At 72.4% G+C, this 17759-nt stretch carries 6 protein-coding genes and 1 pseudogene; 5 read left to right on the top strand and 2 right to left on the bottom strand.

The genetic code is table 11. The annotated features are described in order from the left end of the window. Position 1 precedes the first annotated feature (1 nt). On the bottom strand, positions 2-12481 hold the full coding sequence (locus QQS16_RS38855) for a type I polyketide synthase (protein ID WP_286067295.1): 12480 nt from the start codon (positions 12479-12481) through the stop codon (positions 2-4). Positions 12482-12882: 401 nt separating this feature from the next. Between QQS16_RS38855 and QQS16_RS38850 the strand changes: the two genes are divergently transcribed. The 5 genes and pseudogenes from QQS16_RS38850 to QQS16_RS38835 all read left to right on the top strand — a co-directional run bounded on the left by QQS16_RS38850 (position 12883) and on the right by QQS16_RS38835 (position 16770). After that, a complete protein-coding gene (locus QQS16_RS38850; protein ID WP_286067294.1) occupies positions 12883-14253 on the top strand; it encodes an NDP-hexose 2,3-dehydratase family protein in 1371 nt (456 codons plus the stop codon). Next, positions 14238-15254, top strand: a complete 1017-nt coding sequence (locus QQS16_RS38845; RefSeq protein WP_286067293.1) for a Gfo/Idh/MocA family protein — start codon at positions 14238-14240, stop codon at positions 15252-15254. Before QQS16_RS38850 ends, QQS16_RS38845 begins: the two co-directional genes overlap by 16 nt. A 66-nt stretch (positions 15255-15320) precedes the next feature. Beyond that, positions 15321-15467: pseudogene (locus tag QQS16_RS44105) on the top strand (hypothetical protein); the annotation flags it as partial. Positions 15468-15479: 12 nt separating this feature from the next. Further along, complete coding sequence (locus tag QQS16_RS38840) at positions 15480-15941, top strand: TetR/AcrR family transcriptional regulator (RefSeq protein WP_502964003.1); 462 nt, start codon at positions 15480-15482, stop codon at positions 15939-15941. A gap of 133 nt (positions 15942-16074) precedes the next feature. Beyond that, entirely contained in the window at positions 16075-16770 is a 696-nt protein-coding gene (locus tag QQS16_RS38835; RefSeq protein ID WP_286067292.1) for a VC0807 family protein, read from the top strand. A gap of 477 nt (positions 16771-17247) precedes the next feature. Here QQS16_RS38835 and QQS16_RS38830 read toward each other — a convergent pair whose 3' ends face one another. Beyond that, positions 17248-17541 (bottom strand): hypothetical protein, encoded by a 294-nt coding sequence (locus QQS16_RS38830; RefSeq protein ID WP_286067291.1) that lies wholly within the window; start codon positions 17539-17541, stop codon positions 17248-17250. Positions 17542-17759: the final 218 nt, after the last annotated feature.

The raw sequence follows: 17759 nt of genomic DNA, 5'->3' as shown, positions 1-17759 counted from the left end.
CTCAGGAGATCCCGAGTTCCCTGTCGATCAGGTCGAACATGTCCTGGTCCGAGGCGCCGACGAGTTCCTCGTCGACGGCCGGGTGCTCCGGCTCACCGGTGGGTGCCGGCTCACCGGTGGGTGCCGTCCAGCTGTCCAGCAGGTCGCGCACGGCGTCCGCGAGGTGTTGCCTGCCGTCAGCGTCGGTCAGGGCGCGGTAGGCCGCTTCGAGTTCCCGCAGCCGAGGGTCGACGTCGGAACCGGATGCCTCAGCCGGGAAGAGTTCGGTGTCGAGGTGGTCGGCCAGCGCGTTCGGTGTGGGGTGGTCGAACACGATGGTCGCGGGCAGCCGGCTGCCGAGCGCGGCGACGAGCCGGTTGCGCAGTTCGACCGCGGTCAGTGAGTCGAAGCCCATGTCCCGGAACGCCTTGCCCGCCCTGATCGCGTCGCCGGAGCCCAGGACCGCGCCGACGTGGGTGCGGACCAGGTCGACCAGTCGTCGGCGCCGCTTGGCGGGCGGCAGAGCGGCGAGTTGGCCCCGCAGTCCGTCGGCGGCCGTGGTGTCGTCCTGCTCCGCGGCTTCCTCCCGGCGTCGCTCCGCCAGCAGCTCCCGTACTTCGGGGATGTCCTCGATCAGCGGCCGGTGCCCGTGCGCGCAGTACGCCGGTACGAACCGGTCCCAGCGGATGTCGGCGACGATCAGGTTCGTCTCGTCGCCCGCGACCGCCTCGCGCAGCGCCCGCACGGCGAGGCACGGTTCCATCGCGGGCACGCCACGGCGCAGCAGCTGCTCCGCGACCTCCGCGTCGACCATGCCGCCGCCCGCCCAGGCGCCCCACGCGATCGACGTGGCGGGCAGACCGGCGGCCCGTCGCCACTCGGCGAGCGCGTCGAGGTGGGCGTTGGCGGCGGCGTAGGGCGCCTGTCCGCCGTTGCCCCAGACGCCGGCACCGGAGGAGAACAGGACGAAGGCGTCCAGCGGACGGTCGCCCAGCAGGTCGTGCAGGTGCTGGGCACCGGCGACCTTCGCACGCATGAGGTCCACCGCCTCGTCCGCGTCGACCTCGGTGAGGGGCCTGGCCACGTCGACGGCTCCTGCGGTGTGGACGACCGCGGTGAGCGGCAGTTCGTCCGGTACACCGTCCAGGAGGGCGGCGAGCGCGGCACGGTCGGCGACGTCACAGGCGGCGATGGTGACCCGGCAGCCGAGGCCGGTCAGCTCCCGCTCCAGTTCGGCCGCACCGGGGGCGTCGGGCCCCCGCCTGCTGGTGAGGAGCAGATGTCCGGCGCCGTCCCGGGCGAGGTCCCGGGCCACGTGGGCGCCGAGCGCACCGGTGCCTCCGGTGATCAGGACGGTTCCGCGCGGCTTCCAGACGGAGCCGGCGGTCACCGGCTCCGGTCCTCGGGGCGAGCGGACCATACGCCGGGCGTGCACACCACCGGCGCGCACGGCGAACTCCGTCTCGCGGCCCCGTGTTTCACCGTCTCCCGTGTCCGCCTCGGCCAGCAGAGCGGGCAGACGGGACAGCAGCTCGTGCGCGCCGTCCCCGGCCGGCAGGTCGACGAGGCCGCCGGACCGCTCGGGGTCGTCCAGCGCGGCCACCCGCAACAACCCCCGGACGGCGGCCTGTCCGGCGTCCGGTGCCTCCGAGGCCGGGCCGACGGCGACCGCTCCCCGTGTCATGGCCCACAGCGGCACGGCCGGCCCGGTGTCGTGGAGTGCCTGGCTCAGCGCCATGGAGGCCAGCAGCCCCCGCGAGACACCGTTGCTCCGCTTGTCGGGTGTGTCGTCCAACGCGAGGAGCGACAGCACGCCCGCAGGCGGCTCGTCGGCGGACGCGACATCCGCCAGCCGTTCGGCCAGCACCACCCGGTCCGCGTATTCCGGCACTGCGAGGCATACGACGTCGGCGCCCGCCTCTTCCAGTACGTCCCGGGTCCGCAGCGTCAGCTCGTCGTCGGTCCACGTCTCCGGGACGGCGAGGAGCCAGGTGCCGTTCAGGGTGCCGGCGGCGGGCAGGTCGTAGGGCCGCCAGACCACCCGGTAGCGCCAACTGTCCACCGTGGCCCGGTCCTTGCCCGCCTTCCGCCAGGCCGCCAGTGCCGGGACGACGGCATGCAGCCCGTCACGCTCGGACACCCCGAGCGTGGCGGCCAGCTCCGCCAGGTCTCCTTCCTCCACGGTCCGCCAGAACTGCTCCTCCACCGGATCGGCGGCGGCGTGCTGCCCGGACTTCGACGGCGCGTCCAGCCAGTAACGCCGCCGCTGAAAGGCGTACGTCGGCAGCTCCACGCGGCGCGGAGCCAGCCCGTCGAAGGCGGCCGTCCAGTCGACATCAACGCCCCGCGCCCACGCCTCACCCATCGACACGTACAGACGCTCCAGGCCACCCTCACCCCGACGCAGGGAACCCACCACCACCGCATCGACGCCCGCCGCCTCCACCGTCTCCGCCACCGGCACCGTCAGCACCGGATGCGGGCTCATCTCCAAGAACGCGCCATGACCATCCGCGACCAACGCGGCGATCACGGGCTCAAGCAACACCGGCTGACGCAGGTTGCGATACCAGTAACCCGCATCAGTCTCACCCCCCCTGACCCACTCACCCGTGACCGTCGACAAGAACGGCACCACCGGCTCACCCGCCACGACCGGCGACAGAACCTCCCCCAACTCACCTTCAACACACTCCACATGAGCCGAGTGCGAGGCATAGTCCACCTCAATACGACGCACCCGCGTGCCCACCCTCCCCGCATGGACAACCAGTTCGTCGAGCGCGTCCGCATCCCCCGACACCACCGTCGACGAAGGCCCATTCACCGCAGCAACCGAAACACGACCCTCCCACCCGGCAATCAACCGCTCGGTGTCCCGACGGGACAGAGCGACAGACACCATGCCACCACGCCCCGCCAACGCCACGATCGCCCTCGACCGCAACGCCACCACCCGCGCCCCGTCCTCGACACTCAACGCACCCGACACCACCGCCGCAGCGATCTCACCCTGCGAATGACCCACCACAGCAGCCGGCCGCACCCCGAACGACTCCCACACCGCCGCCAGCGACACCATCACCGCCCACAACACCGGCTGCACCACATCCACCCGATCCAGACCCGGCGCACCCACCTCCCCCCGCACCACATCCGTCAACGACCACTCCACAAACCGCGACAACGCCCCACCACACTCCGCGAACCGAGCCGCGAACACCGGCGACGACTCCAACAACTCCACCGCCATCCCCACCCACTGCGCCCCCTGCCCCGGAAACACGAACACCGGCGAACCAGCCGACGACGACACCACACCCGACACCACCGGCTCACCCCCCACCAGCACCGCCCGATGCTCGAACACCGACCGCGACACCAGCAACGACCACGCCACATCCACCGACCGCACCGAACCCGAACCCAGACGCGCCCTCAACCGCTCGATCTGACCGGCCAACGCCCCCTCCGAACGAGCCGAGACCAGCAGAGGAACCGCCACGCCTTCCGATGTCTCGGACCCCTGCGGCTGAATGACCTCCGGCTCCGCCTCCTCCAGGATCACGTGCGCGTTCGTCCCGCTGATCCCGAACGACGACACCCCGGCCCGACGCGGACGCCCCTCCCGCGCCTCCCACTCCCGAGCCCGCCCCAACAACTCCACCGACCCCGACGACCAGTCCACGATCGTGCTGGGCCGTTCGGCCCTGAGTGACTTGGGCAGTGCTCCCGCTCGCATCGCCTCGACCATCTTGATGACGCCGGCGACACCCGAAGCGGCCTGCGTATGACCGATGTTGGACTTCACCGAGCCCAGCCACAGCGGACGGTCGGCGTCATGCTCCTGGCCGTAGGTGGCGAGCAGGGCCTGCGCCTCGATCGGGTCGCCCAGCCTGGTCCCGGTGCCGTGCGCCTCCACCACGTCCACGTCCGCCGCCGACACCCCGGCATCCGCCAAGGCCGCCCGGATCACCCGCTCCTGCGAAGGACCGTTCGGTGCCGTCAGCCCGTTGGACGCGCCGTCCTGGTTGACGGCCGACCCGCGCACCACCGCCAGCACCTGATGCCCGTGCTCGCGCGCGTCCGACAGCCGCTCCAGGAGCAGCACGCCCACCCCCTCGGAGAGGGCGAACCCGTCCGCGTCGGCGGCGAAGGGCTTGCAGCGGCCGTCGGGCGCGAGTGCCCGCTGGCGGCTGAAGGCGACGAACGCGCCCGGGCCCGACATCACCGTCGCCGCCCCGGCGAGGGCGAGGGAGCACTCGCCGTCGCGCAGGGCGCGCACGGCCAGGTGCAGCGCGACCAGCGAGGACGAGCAGGCGGTGTCGACGGTCACCGCCGGGCCCTCCAGCCCCAGCGCGTAAGCGACACGCCCCGAAGCCACACTGGCCGCGGCCCCGGTGGCGAGGTAGCCCTCGTTGTCCCCGGAGGCGGCGCGCAGCCGGGTGGCGTACTCCTGGTCCGTGAGGCCGATGTAGACACCCGTTGAGCTGCCGCGCAGCCCCTTCGGGTCGATACCGGCGCGTTCGATGGTCTCCCAGGCGGTCTCCAGGAGCAGCCGCTGCTGCGGGTCCATCGCCAGCGCCTCACGCGGCGAGATACCGAAGAACCCGGCGTCGAACTCGGCCACGCCGTCCAGGAATCCGCTCTCCCGGACGTAGCTGGTGCCCAGGTGGCCGGGGTCGGCGTCGTACAGGGCGTTCAGGTCCCAGCCCCGGTCGGCCGGCAGCGGCGTGATGGCGTCCACCTCGTCGCTGACCAGTCGCCACAGGTCTTCGGGGCTGCGTACGCCACCGGGGAAGCGGCACCCCATGGACACGATCGCGATGGAGTCGTCCGCGCGAGCGCCGTCCGGGCCTGCGGCATCGGCGGTCGTCGGCTGTTGCTCCCGCTCCGGTCGACCGAACGCGCGTTCACCGACGTAGGCGGCCAGGGCCGTGATGGAGGGGTGATCGAAGACGACCGTGGTGGGCAGCGTGAGGCCGGTGGCGCGGTTGAGCCGGTCGCGCAGGGACACAGCGGTGAGGGAGTCGAACCCCATGTCCTTGAAGGCGGTCTCGGCGCCCAGTGCGTCGGAGTCCGTCGAGGTGTGTCCGAGCACGGCGGCCACGTTGGCGCTGACCAGCGCGCGCAGCGCGGCGGTCCGGCGGGCGGGCTCCAGCGCCGCGATCCCCCGCAGCGCACCCGCGGTACCGTCGGCGTGGGTGCCGTCGCGGTCGCCGTCCTCGGACGCCGTGGCGTCGGGCAGTTCCCGCAGGAGCGCGCTGCCGCGGACGGAGGTGAAGACCTCGGCGAAGCGCTTCCAGTCGACGTCCGCGACGGCGACGCACGTGTCGTCATGGTCCAGGGCCTGCTGGAGTCCGGCGATCGCGCGGGCGGGCTCGATCACGGGAACGCCCCGCCGTCGGAGGTCGTCCCGCACCGACTCGGCGATCATGCCGCCGCCCGCCCAGGGGCCCCAGGCGACGGACAGGACGGGTGCCCCGTCGGCCCGGCCCCGCTCGGCACGGGCGTCGAGGATGGCGTTGGCGGCACCGTACGCGGCGTGGTCGGCGACGCCCCAGGTGCCGGAGATGGAGGAGAAGTAGACGACGGCATCCAGCTGTCCGGGGTCGAGGACGGCGTCCAGGTGTTCCGCGCCCAGCACCTTTCCGGAGAGGGTGGCCGCCAGGTCCTCCGCCCCGGTCTCCGCCATCGGCCCGAGTACGCTCACGCCCGCCGCGTGCACGACGGACCGCACCGGGGCGCCGTCCTCGGCGAGCCGGGCGACCAGGCCGGCCACCGCCGCACGGTCGGCCATGTCACAGGCGACGACGGTGAGCCGGGTCCCGCACCGCTGGAGCTCGGCGCGCAGTTCTTCGACGTGAGGCCCCTCGCCCGTCCGTCCCGTGAGAACGACGTGGTCGGCTCCGTTGTCCGCAAGCCACCGTGTGACGTGGGCACCCAACGCGCCGGTGCCTCCGGTGACGAGGACGGTGCCGCGCGGTCTCCAGACGCGCGGGGCCGGCTTGCCGTCGGTGGGCGCGTGGACGAGCCGACGGCCGTACGCCTTGCCCTCCCGCAGGGCGACCTGGTCCTCCTCCGAGCCCGCGGTGATGACGTGGGGCAGAAGGGCCACCGTGCCGGATGCGGGAGTCGCGGGGAGGTCGACGAGCCCGCCCCATCGCCGGGGATGCTCCAACGCCGCGGCCCGGCCCAGGCCCCAGACGCCGGCCTGGACGGGAGACGTCGGCGCGTCGTGCGGGCCGGTGCCCACTGCTCCCTGGGTCACGCACCAAAGGGGCGCCTCGATCCCCGCGTCACCGAGCGCCTGGACGAGCGCGAGACTTCCGGCCAGCCCCAGCGGAACGGGCGGGTGCTCCGGGTGTGGCCGGGCGTCGAGGGCCAGCAGGGAGAGGACACCGGTGACGGCTTCGGCATCGACGGTCCGGCCGAGCAGTGCCTTCAGGTCCGCCCGGTTCATGCCCTCGGGGACGGCGGTGACGGTCAGGGTGCGGATGCCACGGGCTTCGAGCGCACCCCGTACGGCGGAGGTCGCTTCCGCGTCCTCGGCGGTCGACGGGACGACGAGCAGCCAGGTGCCCTCGCTGTCGCCCCTGGCCGCAACCACCGAAGCCGGAAGGGCCCGCCACTCGACCCGATGACGCCAGCCGTCCACCAGGTCATGCTCACGACGTGACCGCCGCCAGGCCGCCAGTGCCGGGACGACGGCATGCAGCCCGTCACGCTCGGACACCCCGAGCGTGGCGGCCAGCTCCGCCAGGTCTCCTTCCTCCACGGTCCGCCAGAACTGCTCCTCCACCGGATCGGCGGCGGCGTGCTGCCCGGACTTCGACGGCGCGTCCAGCCAGTAACGCCGCCGCTGGAAGGGGTAGGTGGGAAGCTCGACGCGGCGCGGAGCCAGCCCGTCGAAGGCGGCCGTCCAGTCGACATCAACGCCCCGCGCCCACGCCTCACCCATCGACACGTACAGACGCTCCAGGCCACCCTCACCCCGACGCAGGGAACCCACCACCACCGCATCGACGCCCGCCGCCTCCACCGTCTCCGCCACCGGCACCGTCAGCACCGGATGCGGGCTCATCTCCAAGAACGCGCCATGACCATCCGCGACCAACGCGGCGATCACGGGCTCAAGCAACACCGGCTGACGCAGGTTGCGATACCAGTAACCCGCATCAGTCTCACCCCCCCTGACCCACTCACCCGTCACCGTCGACAAGAACGGCACCACCGGCTCACCCGCCACGACCGGCGACAGAACCTCCCCCAACTCACCTTCAACACACTCCACATGAGCCGAGTGCGAGGCATAGTCCACCTCAATACGACGCACCCGCGTGCCCACCCTCCCCGCATGAGCAACCAGTTCGTCGAGCGCGTCCGCATCCCCCGACACCACCGTCGACGAAGGCCCATTCACCGCAGCAACCGAAACACGACCCTCCCACCCGGCAATCAACCGCTCGGTGTCCCGACGGGACAGAGCGACAGACACCATGCCACCACGCCCCGCCAACGCCACGATCGCCCTCGACCGCAACGCCACCACCCGCGCCCCGTCCTCGACACTCAACGCACCCGACACCACCGCCGCAGCGATCTCACCCTGCGAATGACCCACCACAGCAGCCGGCCGCACCCCGAACGACTCCCACACCGCCGCCAGCGACACCATCACCGCCCACAACACCGGCTGCACCACATCCACCCGATCCAGACCCGGCGCACCCACCTCCCCCCGCACCACATCCGTCAACGACCACTCCACAAACCGCGACAACGCCCCACCACACTCCGCGAACCGAGCCGCGAACACCGGCGACGACTCCAACAACTCCACCGCCATCCCCACCCACTGCGCCCCCTGCCCCGGAAACACGAACACCGGCGAACCAGCCGACGACGACACCACACCCGACACCACCGGCTCACCCCCCACCAGCACCGCCCGATGCTCGAACACCGACCGCGACACCAGCAACGACCACGCCACATCCACCGACCGCACCGAACCCGAACCCAGACGCGCCCTCAACCGCTCGATCTGACCGGCCAACGCCCCCTCCGAACGAGCCGACACAAGGCACGGAATCCCGGCCCCGTCCCCGACCGACGGCGGCTCCGCGACCCCCGGGGCCTCCGTTTCAGCCTCTTCCAGGATCACGTGCGCGTTCGTCCCGCTGATCCCGAACGACGACACCCCGGCCCGACGCGGACGCCCCTCCCGCGCCTCCCACTCCCGAGCCCGCCCCAGCAACTCCACCGACCCCGACGACCAGTCCACATACGGAGTGGCTTCCTCTGCGTGCAGGGATCTGGGGGCGACGCGTGCCCGCATCGCCTCGACCATCTTGATGACACCGGCGATCCCGGCGGCAGCCTGCGCGTGGCCGATGTTGGACTTCAGCGAACCCAGCCACAGCGGACGGTCGGCGTCGTGCTCCTGGCCGTAGGTGGCGAGCAGCGCCCGCGCCTCGATCGGGTCGCCCAGCCTGGTCCCGGTGCCGTGCGCCTCCACCACGTCCACGTCCGCCGCCGACACCCCGGCATCCGCCAAGGCCGCCCGGATCACCCGCTCCTGCGAAGGACCGTTCGGTGCCGTCAGCCCGTTGGACGCACCGTCCTGGTTGACGGCCGACCCGCGGACGAGGGCCAGGACCCGGTGCCCGTTGGCCCGGGCGTCGGACAGCCGCTCCAACAGCAACACGCCCACACCTTCGGCCCAGTTGGTGCCGTCGGCGTCGGCGGAGAACGGCTTGCACCGGCCGTCCCCCGCCAGACCCCGCTGTCGGCTGAACTCGACGAACATGCCGGGGCTGGACATCACGGTCGCACCGGCGGCGAGGGCGAGGGAGCACTCGCCGTCGCGCAGGGCGCGCACGGCCAGGTGCAGCGCGACCAGCGAGGACGAGCAGGCGGTGTCGACGGTCACCGCCGGGCCCTCCAGCCCCAGCGCGTAAGCGACACGCCCCGAAGCCACACTGGCGGTGGTGCCGGTGAGGACATGGCCTTCGACGTCTTCGGTGGCTTCGTGGAGGCGGGGGCCGTACTCGGGGGCGGTGGCTCCGAGGAAGACACCCGTTGAGCTGCCGCGCAGCCCCTTCGGGTCGATACCGGCGCGTTCGATGGTCTCCCAGGCGGTCTCCAGCAGCAGCCGCTGCTGCGGGTCCATCGCCAGCGCCTCACGCGGCGAGATACCGAAGAACCCGGCGTCGAACTCGGCCACGCCGTCCAGGAATCCTCCTTCGCTGACGTAGGTCGTGCCGGGGCGGTCCGGATCGGTGTCGAAGAGGTGGGTGAGGTCCCAGCCGCGGTCGGTCGGGAAGGCGGACAGCGCGTCCACTTCCCCGGTCACGAGCTGCCACAGGTCCTCGGGGCTGCGCACGCCGCCGGGGAGGCGGCAGCCCATGGAGACGATGGCGATGGGATCGTCCGCGTCGGTGGGACCGGGGGTGGAGGTGGCGGTAACGAGGGGTGTGGTCCCCGGGTCGTCGGACGTGGTGCGCAGACGGTCGGCGAGGCGGGCCGGGGTCGGGTAGTCGTAGACCGCGGTAGCGGGCAGATCGCGTCCGGTGAGGGAGGTGAGCCGGTCGCGCAGTTCCACGGCGGTGACGGAGTCGATGCCGAGGTCCTTGAAGGAGCGTCGCGGATCGACGGCCGTCGGGTCGGGGTGGCCCAGCACGACGGCGGTGCTCTCCTGGACGAGGCGCAGGGCATCGGTGTCGGAGCGACCGGCGGGAACCTGACGGGCTGCGTCCGGGGTGGTCGTGCGCCGGTCCGGAGCGGTCGCGGACACGGCCTGCTCCTCGGCGGCCACGGCCGGGGTGCCGGCGCCGCCGATCCAGTGGCGGCGGCGCTGGAAGGCGTACGTGGGCAGTTCCGTCCGCCGCGGTGCGAGGCCGGCGAAGACCGGGGTCCAGTCGATGTCGGCGCCCCGCGCCCACAGGGCGCCGAGGGAGGTCTGGAAGCGGGCGGGGCCGCCGTCGTCACGGCGCAGGGTGCCGGTGACGACGGCCTGACAGGTGCCCGCGGTGGACTCGATCGTCTGCTGGACGGGGCCGGTGAGGACGGGGTGCGGGCTGACCTCCACGAAGGCGCCGTGTCCGGCGGCGGCCAGTGCGCGCAGGGCGGGTTCGAGGAGGACCGGCCGGCGCAGGTTGTCGTACCAGTAGGCGGCGTCGGTGGCGGGGCCGTCCAGCCAGTCGCCGGTGACGGTGGACAGGAAGGGTACCTCGGGGGTGCGCGGGGTGATGGGGGCGAGGAGCCGCAGCATGTCCTCACGGACGGGTTCGACGTGCGCCGAGTGCGAGGCGTAGTCGATCCCGACGCGACGGGCCCGTACGTTCTCCCGGTCGGCGGTGGCGAGGATGTCGGTGATCGTGTCGGCGTCGGCGGAGACGACGGTGGACGAGGGTCCGTTGAGGGCGGCGACGGTGACGCGGTCGCCCCAGCGGGCGGTGAAGTGCCGGGCGGTGTCCGGGGGCAGGGCGAGCGACACCATGCCGCTGCGGCCCTCCAGGGGGACCAGGATCCTGCTGCGGAGGGCGACGACCCGTGCCGCGTCCTCGATGCTCAGGGCACCGGCGACGCACGCGGCGGCGATCTCGCCCTGGGAGTGTCCGACGACGGCGGCGGGCCGGACTCCGTGGGCCTGCCACAGGGCGGCCAGGGACACCATCACGGCCCACAGGACGGGCTGGACGACGTCGGAGCGCTCCAGGGGCGGTGCTTCGGGGTCGGCGCGCAGTACGGCTTCGAGGTCCCAGTCGACGTGTGGGGCGAGCGCGCGTCCGCAGTCGGCCAGGCGGTCGGCGAACACCGGGGAGCCGGTGCGGAGTTCGGCCGCCATGCCGTGCCACTGGCTGCCCTGGCCGGGGAAGACGAACACCGGCCGGTCGATGTCTCCGTCGACCGGGCCCGCGGGCACGGCGGTGGCCAGTGCGTGCAGGAGGTCAGGGGTGTCGGTGCCGACGGCGACGGCACGGTGTTCCAGGTGGGTGCGGGTGGTGAGCAGGGACCAGGCGGTGTCGACCGGGTCTGGCCGGCCGGCGCGGACGTGCTGGTCCAGGCGTTCGGCCTGGGCGCGCAGGGCATGCGGGGTGCGGGCGGAGAGCAGCCAGGGGACGGTGGCGGGGGCGGTGCGCGGGGTGCGCGGGTTGTCGGCCGCGGGGGCGGGGGCGGCTTCGAGGACCAGGTGGGCGTTGGTGCCGCCCATGCCGAAGGAGGAGACGCCCGCCCGGAGGGGGGCGCCGGGGGTGTCGGGTGTCCATGGGGTGAGGTCACGCTGGACGCGCAGGCCGAGCCGGTCGAGGTCGATGGCCGGGTTCGGCCGTTCGTGGTTGAGGGTGGGCACGAGGTGGCCGTGGGAGAGGCACAGCACGGTCTTCAGGAGCCCGGCGATGCCGGCCGCGCCCTCCAGGTGACCGATGTTGGTCTTCACCGATCCGACGGCGAGCGGGGTCCGGCGGCCGGCGGCGGCGCCGAGGACCTGTCCGAGGGCGGTGGCCTCCACGGGGTCGCCGACCCGCGTGCCGGTGCCGTGGAGTTCCACGTAGCCGACGTCGGCGGGGTCGACTCCGGCGCGTTCGTAGGCCGTGCGCAGGACTGCCTGCTGAGCGGTGACGTCGGGGGTGGTGACGTTGGTGCCGGTGCCGTCGTTGTTGAGGGCCCCGCCGCGGATGACGGCGTGCACGTGGTCGCCGTCGGCGAGGGCCCGGTCGAGGAGCTTGAGGACGACGATGCCGCCGCCCTCGCCGCGTACGTAGCCGTTGGCGCGGGCGTCGAACGTGTGGCAGGCGCCGTCCGGGCTGAGCGCTCCGAACTGGGCTGCGGCCAGGGAGCTTTCGGGGCTGAGGTTGAGGTGCACGCCGCCGGCCAGGGCGAGTTCGCAGTCGCCCCGTCGGAGGCTGTCGCAGGCCATCTGGACGGCGACCAGGGAGGAGGACTGAGCGCTGTCCACGGTCATGCTGGGGCCGCTGACGCCGAGTGCGTACGACAGCCGGTTGGCGATGAGGGCGCGGTTGAGCCCGGTGAGGGTGTGGTGTCCGGGCGCGTGGCCGGAGCGTCGTACGACGTCGGCGTAGTCGCAGACGTCCGCCCCGAGGTGGACGGCGGTGGCGCGGGGGGCGGAGCGGGCGGGGACACCGGCGTGCTCCAGTGCCTCCCAGCCCAGTTCGAGGGCGAGGCGGGCCTGCGGGTCCATGGCGTCGGCCTCGCGGGGCGAGATGCCGAAGAACGCGGCGTCGAAGTCGGCGGGCGCGGTGATGTAGCCGCCGCGCAACGGGGCGGTGCCACCGTCCGGGGTGGGCCAGCCGTCGGCCGGCGCGCCCTCGCGGCGGTCGTCCGGGGTGTCGGCGACGGCGCTGCGGCCCGCGGTGAGGAGGTCCCAGAAGGCGGCCGGGCCGTCGGCTCCGGGCAGCCGGCACGCGAGACCGACGACGGCCACGGGTTCGCGGCCCGGCAGGACGTTCCGGAGGTCGGTGGGCACCGGCTCGTTCATCGATGGCACTCCAGATACCGAGAGCGGAGGGACGGGAGCAGCCCTCACATTCGCATGTGCTCCGGGGGTGATCGGCAGCCGCGCAAAGCGCTCTAGGGGAATTCCTAGGCGTGCGCGGGGCATTCCCGCCCGGGCCCCCGGTCCGAGCGCCCGTCCGTCGCGGGAACGGCGTGTACAAGCGCGGGGTGTCACGGGCCCATAGCCAGCACGGGAGCGGGCCGCAAGAAGGAATCACTAGGCGAATGCTCGAATCGGAGCGGGCACGCTGAGAGTCGCGGCATTCGGCTGCCGCCCCATTCGGAGCGGATGCCGTCCTTTCGGCGCGGAGGTGCGACCAACGGCGCTCCGGCCGGTGAACCGTACGTATGGCCGAACGCCTTGATCGAGAGAAGGTCGTACTCATGACACCGACGACCACGCTGGTGCCGTCGCATTCCGCGGAGACACCCACCGCGGCGGGCCTGGCCGCGTCCGCGGCGGCCGTCGACGGCGGCGTCCTGAGCGGCGCCGACCTGGCGGCCTGGCTCGCGGACCGGCGCCGGGCGCAGGCGCAGCGGGTGGAGCGGATCCCGTTCGCGGAACTGGACGGGTGGACTTTCGACGAACTCACCGGTGACCTGCGGCACCGCAGCGGGCGCTTCTTCTCGGTGCACGGGCTGCGAGTCGCCTCGGATTTCGGCCCGGTGCCGGTCTGGGAGCAGCCGATCATCAACCAGCCGGAGATCGGCATTCTCGGCATCGCGCTGCGTGACTTCGACGGCATACCGCATCTGCTGATGCAGGCCAAGTCGGAACCCGGAAACGTCAACGGGGTGCAGCTGTCGCCGACCGTCCAGGCGACGAAGAGCAACTACATGCGCGTCCACGGGGGTTCGGGGATTCCGTATCTCGAGCGCTTCCGCACTCCCGAGCCGGGTTCCGTGGTGGCCGACGTGCTGCAGTCGGAGCAGGGTTCCTGGTTCCTGCGCAAGCGCAACCGCAACATGATCATCACGGTGGGCCCGGACGTCGAGGCCGGCGAGGACTTCGCCTGGCTGACGCTGGGGCAGGTGAACGCGCTCCTGCGCGAGGAGAACCTCGTGAACATGGACGCGCGCACCGTGCTGTCCTGTCTGCCGGACTGGCAGGCGCAAGCGGTGGAGGCGGTGCACCCGGACGCCGACATCCGCAGCTGGATCACCCGCCGACGGGCCGAGCACGAGGTACGGGTCACCGCGATCGGGCTGGCGAAGACCGGTGGCTGGAGCATGGGCGACACCGAGGTGTCCCATGAGCGCGGCCAGCACTTCAGCATCGTGGCGGTGGACGTCTCCTCGGCCCGACGAGAGGTACGGGCCTGGGCCCAGCCCCTGCTGAAGCCGCACGGCACGGGCCTGGCGGCCCTGTTCGTACGGCGGCTGCGGGGCGTGCCGCACGCGCTGCTGCGAGCTCGCGCCGAACCCGGGTTCGTGTCGGTGGTGGAGCTCGGCCCCACTCTGCAGTGCGCGCCGGAGAACTACGCGCACCTGCCGTCCGACCTCCAGCCGGCCTATCTGGACGAGGTGCTGGCCCGCCGCGCCGACGCCGTCTACGACGTGAGACTGTCGGAGGAGGGCGGACGCTTCCTGCACGGCGAGAACCACTACATCATCGTCGAGACCGACGACGAACTGCCGGTGGTGTCCGACGAGTTCCGCTGGGTCTCCCTGCGGCAGGTGGACGAGCTGCTGCGCTACGGCCACCACCTCAACGTCCAGGCCCGCACGCTGATCGCCGCGTGGAGGTCGCTGTGACGGGGGCCGAGGAGCGCCCGGTCCGCCTGGGTGCGCTGGGGACGTCGTCGATCGCCTGGCGCCGGGTACTGCCCACGGTGGTCCGTACGCCGGAGCTGCGGCTGACGGCCGTCGCCGGCCGCTCGGAGGCCAGATCCCGACGCTTCGCGGAGCGTTTCGGGTGCGCCGCCGAAACGGACGCCGCCGCGTTGCTGGACCGGCCCGACATCGACGCGGTGTACATCTCGACGCCGACCGGCCTGCACCGCCGCTTCGCCGAGCAGGCGCTGAGGGCGGGCAAGCACGTGCTGGTGGAGAAGCCGGTCGGCGTGGACGCGGCGGAGGCGCGGGCACTGTGCGCGCTGGCCGCGGAGCGGGGTCTGGTGCTGCGGGAGAACTTCATGTTCCCGCACCATCCGCAGCACGCCCACGTCCGGGACCTGATGGACACGGGCCGCCTCGGCCGACCGGCCTCCTTCCGGGCGGCGTTCTGCGTTCCCCCGCTGTCCAAGGACGACATCCGCTACGACGCCCGGCTGGGCGGCGGCGCGCTGCTGGACGTCGGCGTGTACCCCCTCCGGGCCGCCTCGCTGCTGCTGGGACCGGGCCTGGAGGTGGCGGGGGCGACCCTACGGGTCCGCGCCGAGGACGGGCTCGACCTGTCCGGACAGGTGCTGCTGGTGTCACCGTCCGGTGTGCTGGCCGAACTGTCCTTCGGGTTCGAGCACGCCTACGCGTCGAGCTACACGGTGTGGGGGGACCGGGCCCGGGTCACCGTGACACGGGCCTTCACCCCGCCGCCGGCTCACCAGCCTCTGGTGGTCCTGGAGGAACAGGATCGTGAGGAGCGCCTCCTGCTGCCCGCCGCCGACCAACTACAGCTGTTGCTGGAGGCGTTCGCGCGGCAGGTGCGGGCGGGTGGGGCCGGGGCGGCGGAGAGCGGTGTCCGTGCGGAGGCGGTCGCGGCGATGGAACTGGTGGATGCCGTGCGTGCCACGGCGCGCTGTGTCGCGGTCGAGTGAACAAAGGGCCAAGAAAGCTGGAAAGTCAGGGGAATTACTCGAATCCGATCATGTTAATTTGAGATCATGATGGCCAACGTAGCTAAGGCGAAGACTCGCACATTCACACAGAAAGCACGGCGAGCGCAGATAGTCCAGGCGGCTATCGAGACTCTCGCCGAAAGCGGCTACGCGAAGGCGTCGTTCAGCAGGATCTCGCGGCAGGCGAAACTCAGCAGTACGGGGATGATCTCCTACCACTTCTCCGGAAAGCCGGAACTGTTCGCGGAGGTGGCCGGCACCGTCGTCGGCCGGGCGGGGGAATTCACGGCCGCCCGCATCGCCGACGAGTCGACCCACCGCGGCAGACTGAGCGCGTACATCAGGGCCTGTTCCGACTTCATCGCCCGTCACCCTCTGGAGGCGCGAGCGCTCATGGAGATCGCCCGTCTGGTCCGGGACGGGCAGATCGCCGGGCTGGACGATGTCCGGGACAGCGTCACGTCGGTGGACAGGCTCGTCGAGCTGCTGGAACAGGGGCGTACCGCGGGCGAGTTCGGCTCCTTCGACTGCCCGACCATGGCCCTGGCCGTGCGCGGTGCCCTGGACAACGTGCTGCGCCATCACATGTGCAGTTCGCCTGATCAACTCCACTACGTCACACAGGAGTTGGTCGCGATGTTCGACCGCTGCACCAGGCCCGCGTAACCCTCCACGCCGACCCGCCCGACCGCGGCCGATCCGCAGGAGCACGTTCATGACTCCCCCCGCACCCCGCTCCGGCCCCCGTACCTCCCCCGCCGACTCTCCGTCCGGGCCGTCCGGGCCGTCCGGTCCGCCCGTGGCGCCGGCAGCCGAGGGGCGCCCCTCCTCCCGCTGGGGCTTCGTCATCACCGTGCTGTGCGACATCGTGCTGCCGGTCGGGCTCTACTACGTGCTGCGCGCCGCCGGAGCGGGTGAGATCACCGCTCTGCTGTTGAGCGGCTCCGCGCCCGCGCTGCACACCCTGCACTCCGCGGTCCGCCACCGGAGGCTGGACACCATCGGGGTCTTCACCCTGGCCCTGCTCCTGGTGAGTGCCGTGGGGTCACTGATGACATCAGACCCGCGCATCGCGCTGGCGCGCAACGGTCTGTTCACGGCACTCGCCGGCGTGTGGCTGCTGGTGACGCTGTACACCGGACGGCCGTTCACATATCAGGCTCTGCGCACGCTGCTGCCCGGGCGGACGACGGCACTGGAGAAGCTGTGGGAGACGGACCCGGCCTTCCGGCGAGTCTGGCGCGGGCTGACGGTCCTGTGGGGCGTGGGTCTGCTGGTCGACGCACTGCTGCGCGTGATTCTCGCGTACACCCTGCCCGTCGACACCGTGCCCGCCGTGGACGGCGCCCTGTACGCCGTGTCCTGGATCGCGCTGCAGATCATCACCCAGGTGGTGCTGTACCGGACGCGCACCCTGGCCAAGATCTTCGGCGACCGCATGCCGGGCCGCCGCGTCTCCTCCCCGGCCGGGACGGACGAGGGCCGAGCCCGCTGACGGCGGCCAGGGCGGAGCGGAGAGCGGATGAGCACGCTGGTGAAGCCGCCACCGGGCGCCGGCACACCGGCATCGCCCTCGGCATCCGGGCGAGCCTGGGCACCGGCCAGGACGATCCCGGCCGGTGTCGCCCCAGGCGTCGGGGCCGGAGCCCGGGGAGGCGGCTTACCCGGCGAGCGCACGGCGGCGGTGAGGCAAGCCCGCCCGCTCCGCCCACACCACGGCGTGGCGGTTTTCCGCGGGCGGGATCTCCGTCCGCGTCAGGGATGCGATGCCTGCGAGACACGCGATCCCAGACAGGCGAGGGGAACAGGGCTCCCCCGCGGTGCCTCTCGGCGGGGTCCGCTCACACGGGGGTCGGCGCGGTCGGGAGGCCCGAGCCGCACGGTGCCGGTGGTGGGGCCGAGGAACGCGGGTGGGTCTGTGCGGCTCCCGGGCCGGGGAGCGCGGCTTCCCGGCCGCCTGGGGTGCCGCGGGTCAGGCGCTCGCGTGGCGGCGGACGGCCGTCCTGCGCGGAGCCGCGTGGTGAGCGACCTGGCCGGCACCGTCCGACCGGTGACGGCGCAGCCACAGGGATGTCGCGGACAGCAGGGCGGTGAAGACGACCAGCAGGAGCACGGACACCCACACCTGCCGGCTCCCGGGATCCCGCCAGCCTCCCCAGGCGGCTGTCGCCCCCCAGAGCAGGACACCCAGCGCGTAGAAGGTTCGGATCCGGCGCATCTGCCGCACGGCCCGCAGGAGCTTGGGGTGATCGTTCTTCGGTGCCATGCGGGCCCGTGTACCCCCGATCCCTCCTTCCGATCAGTCGGACCGGGACTTTCGCTCGGAGTCGGGACGGTGCCGTGGCGGAGCGGGCCGTGGCCGAGCCGCGCCCCGCCCGGTCGTCGAGCCGACGGGGCTCAGACCCGCGCGTCCTTGAGTCCGCGGAAGGACACGCGGCTGACGCACGATACGCCGCCTGCGAGCATCCCGTTCCTGACAATTTT

This window comes from Streptomyces sp. ALI-76-A, assembly GCF_030287445.1.
In the GTDB taxonomy this organism is placed as follows: domain Bacteria; phylum Actinomycetota; class Actinomycetes; order Streptomycetales; family Streptomycetaceae; genus Streptomyces.
This window is presented reverse-complemented; position numbering and strand designations above follow the sequence as displayed.

Coding starts and splice junctions, on each gene's coding strand:
- QQS16_RS38855 (WP_286067295.1), bottom strand. CDS start 12,481: ATGAACGAGCCGGTGCCCACCGACCTCCGGAACGTCCTGCCGGGCCGC.
- QQS16_RS38850 (WP_286067294.1), top strand. CDS start 12,883: ATGACACCGACGACCACGCTGGTGCCGTCGCATTCCGCGGAGACACCC.
- QQS16_RS38840 (WP_502964003.1), top strand. CDS start 15,480: ATGATCTCCTACCACTTCTCCGGAAAGCCGGAACTGTTCGCGGAGGTG.
- QQS16_RS38830 (WP_286067291.1), bottom strand. CDS start 17,541: ATGGCACCGAAGAACGATCACCCCAAGCTCCTGCGGGCCGTGCGGCAG.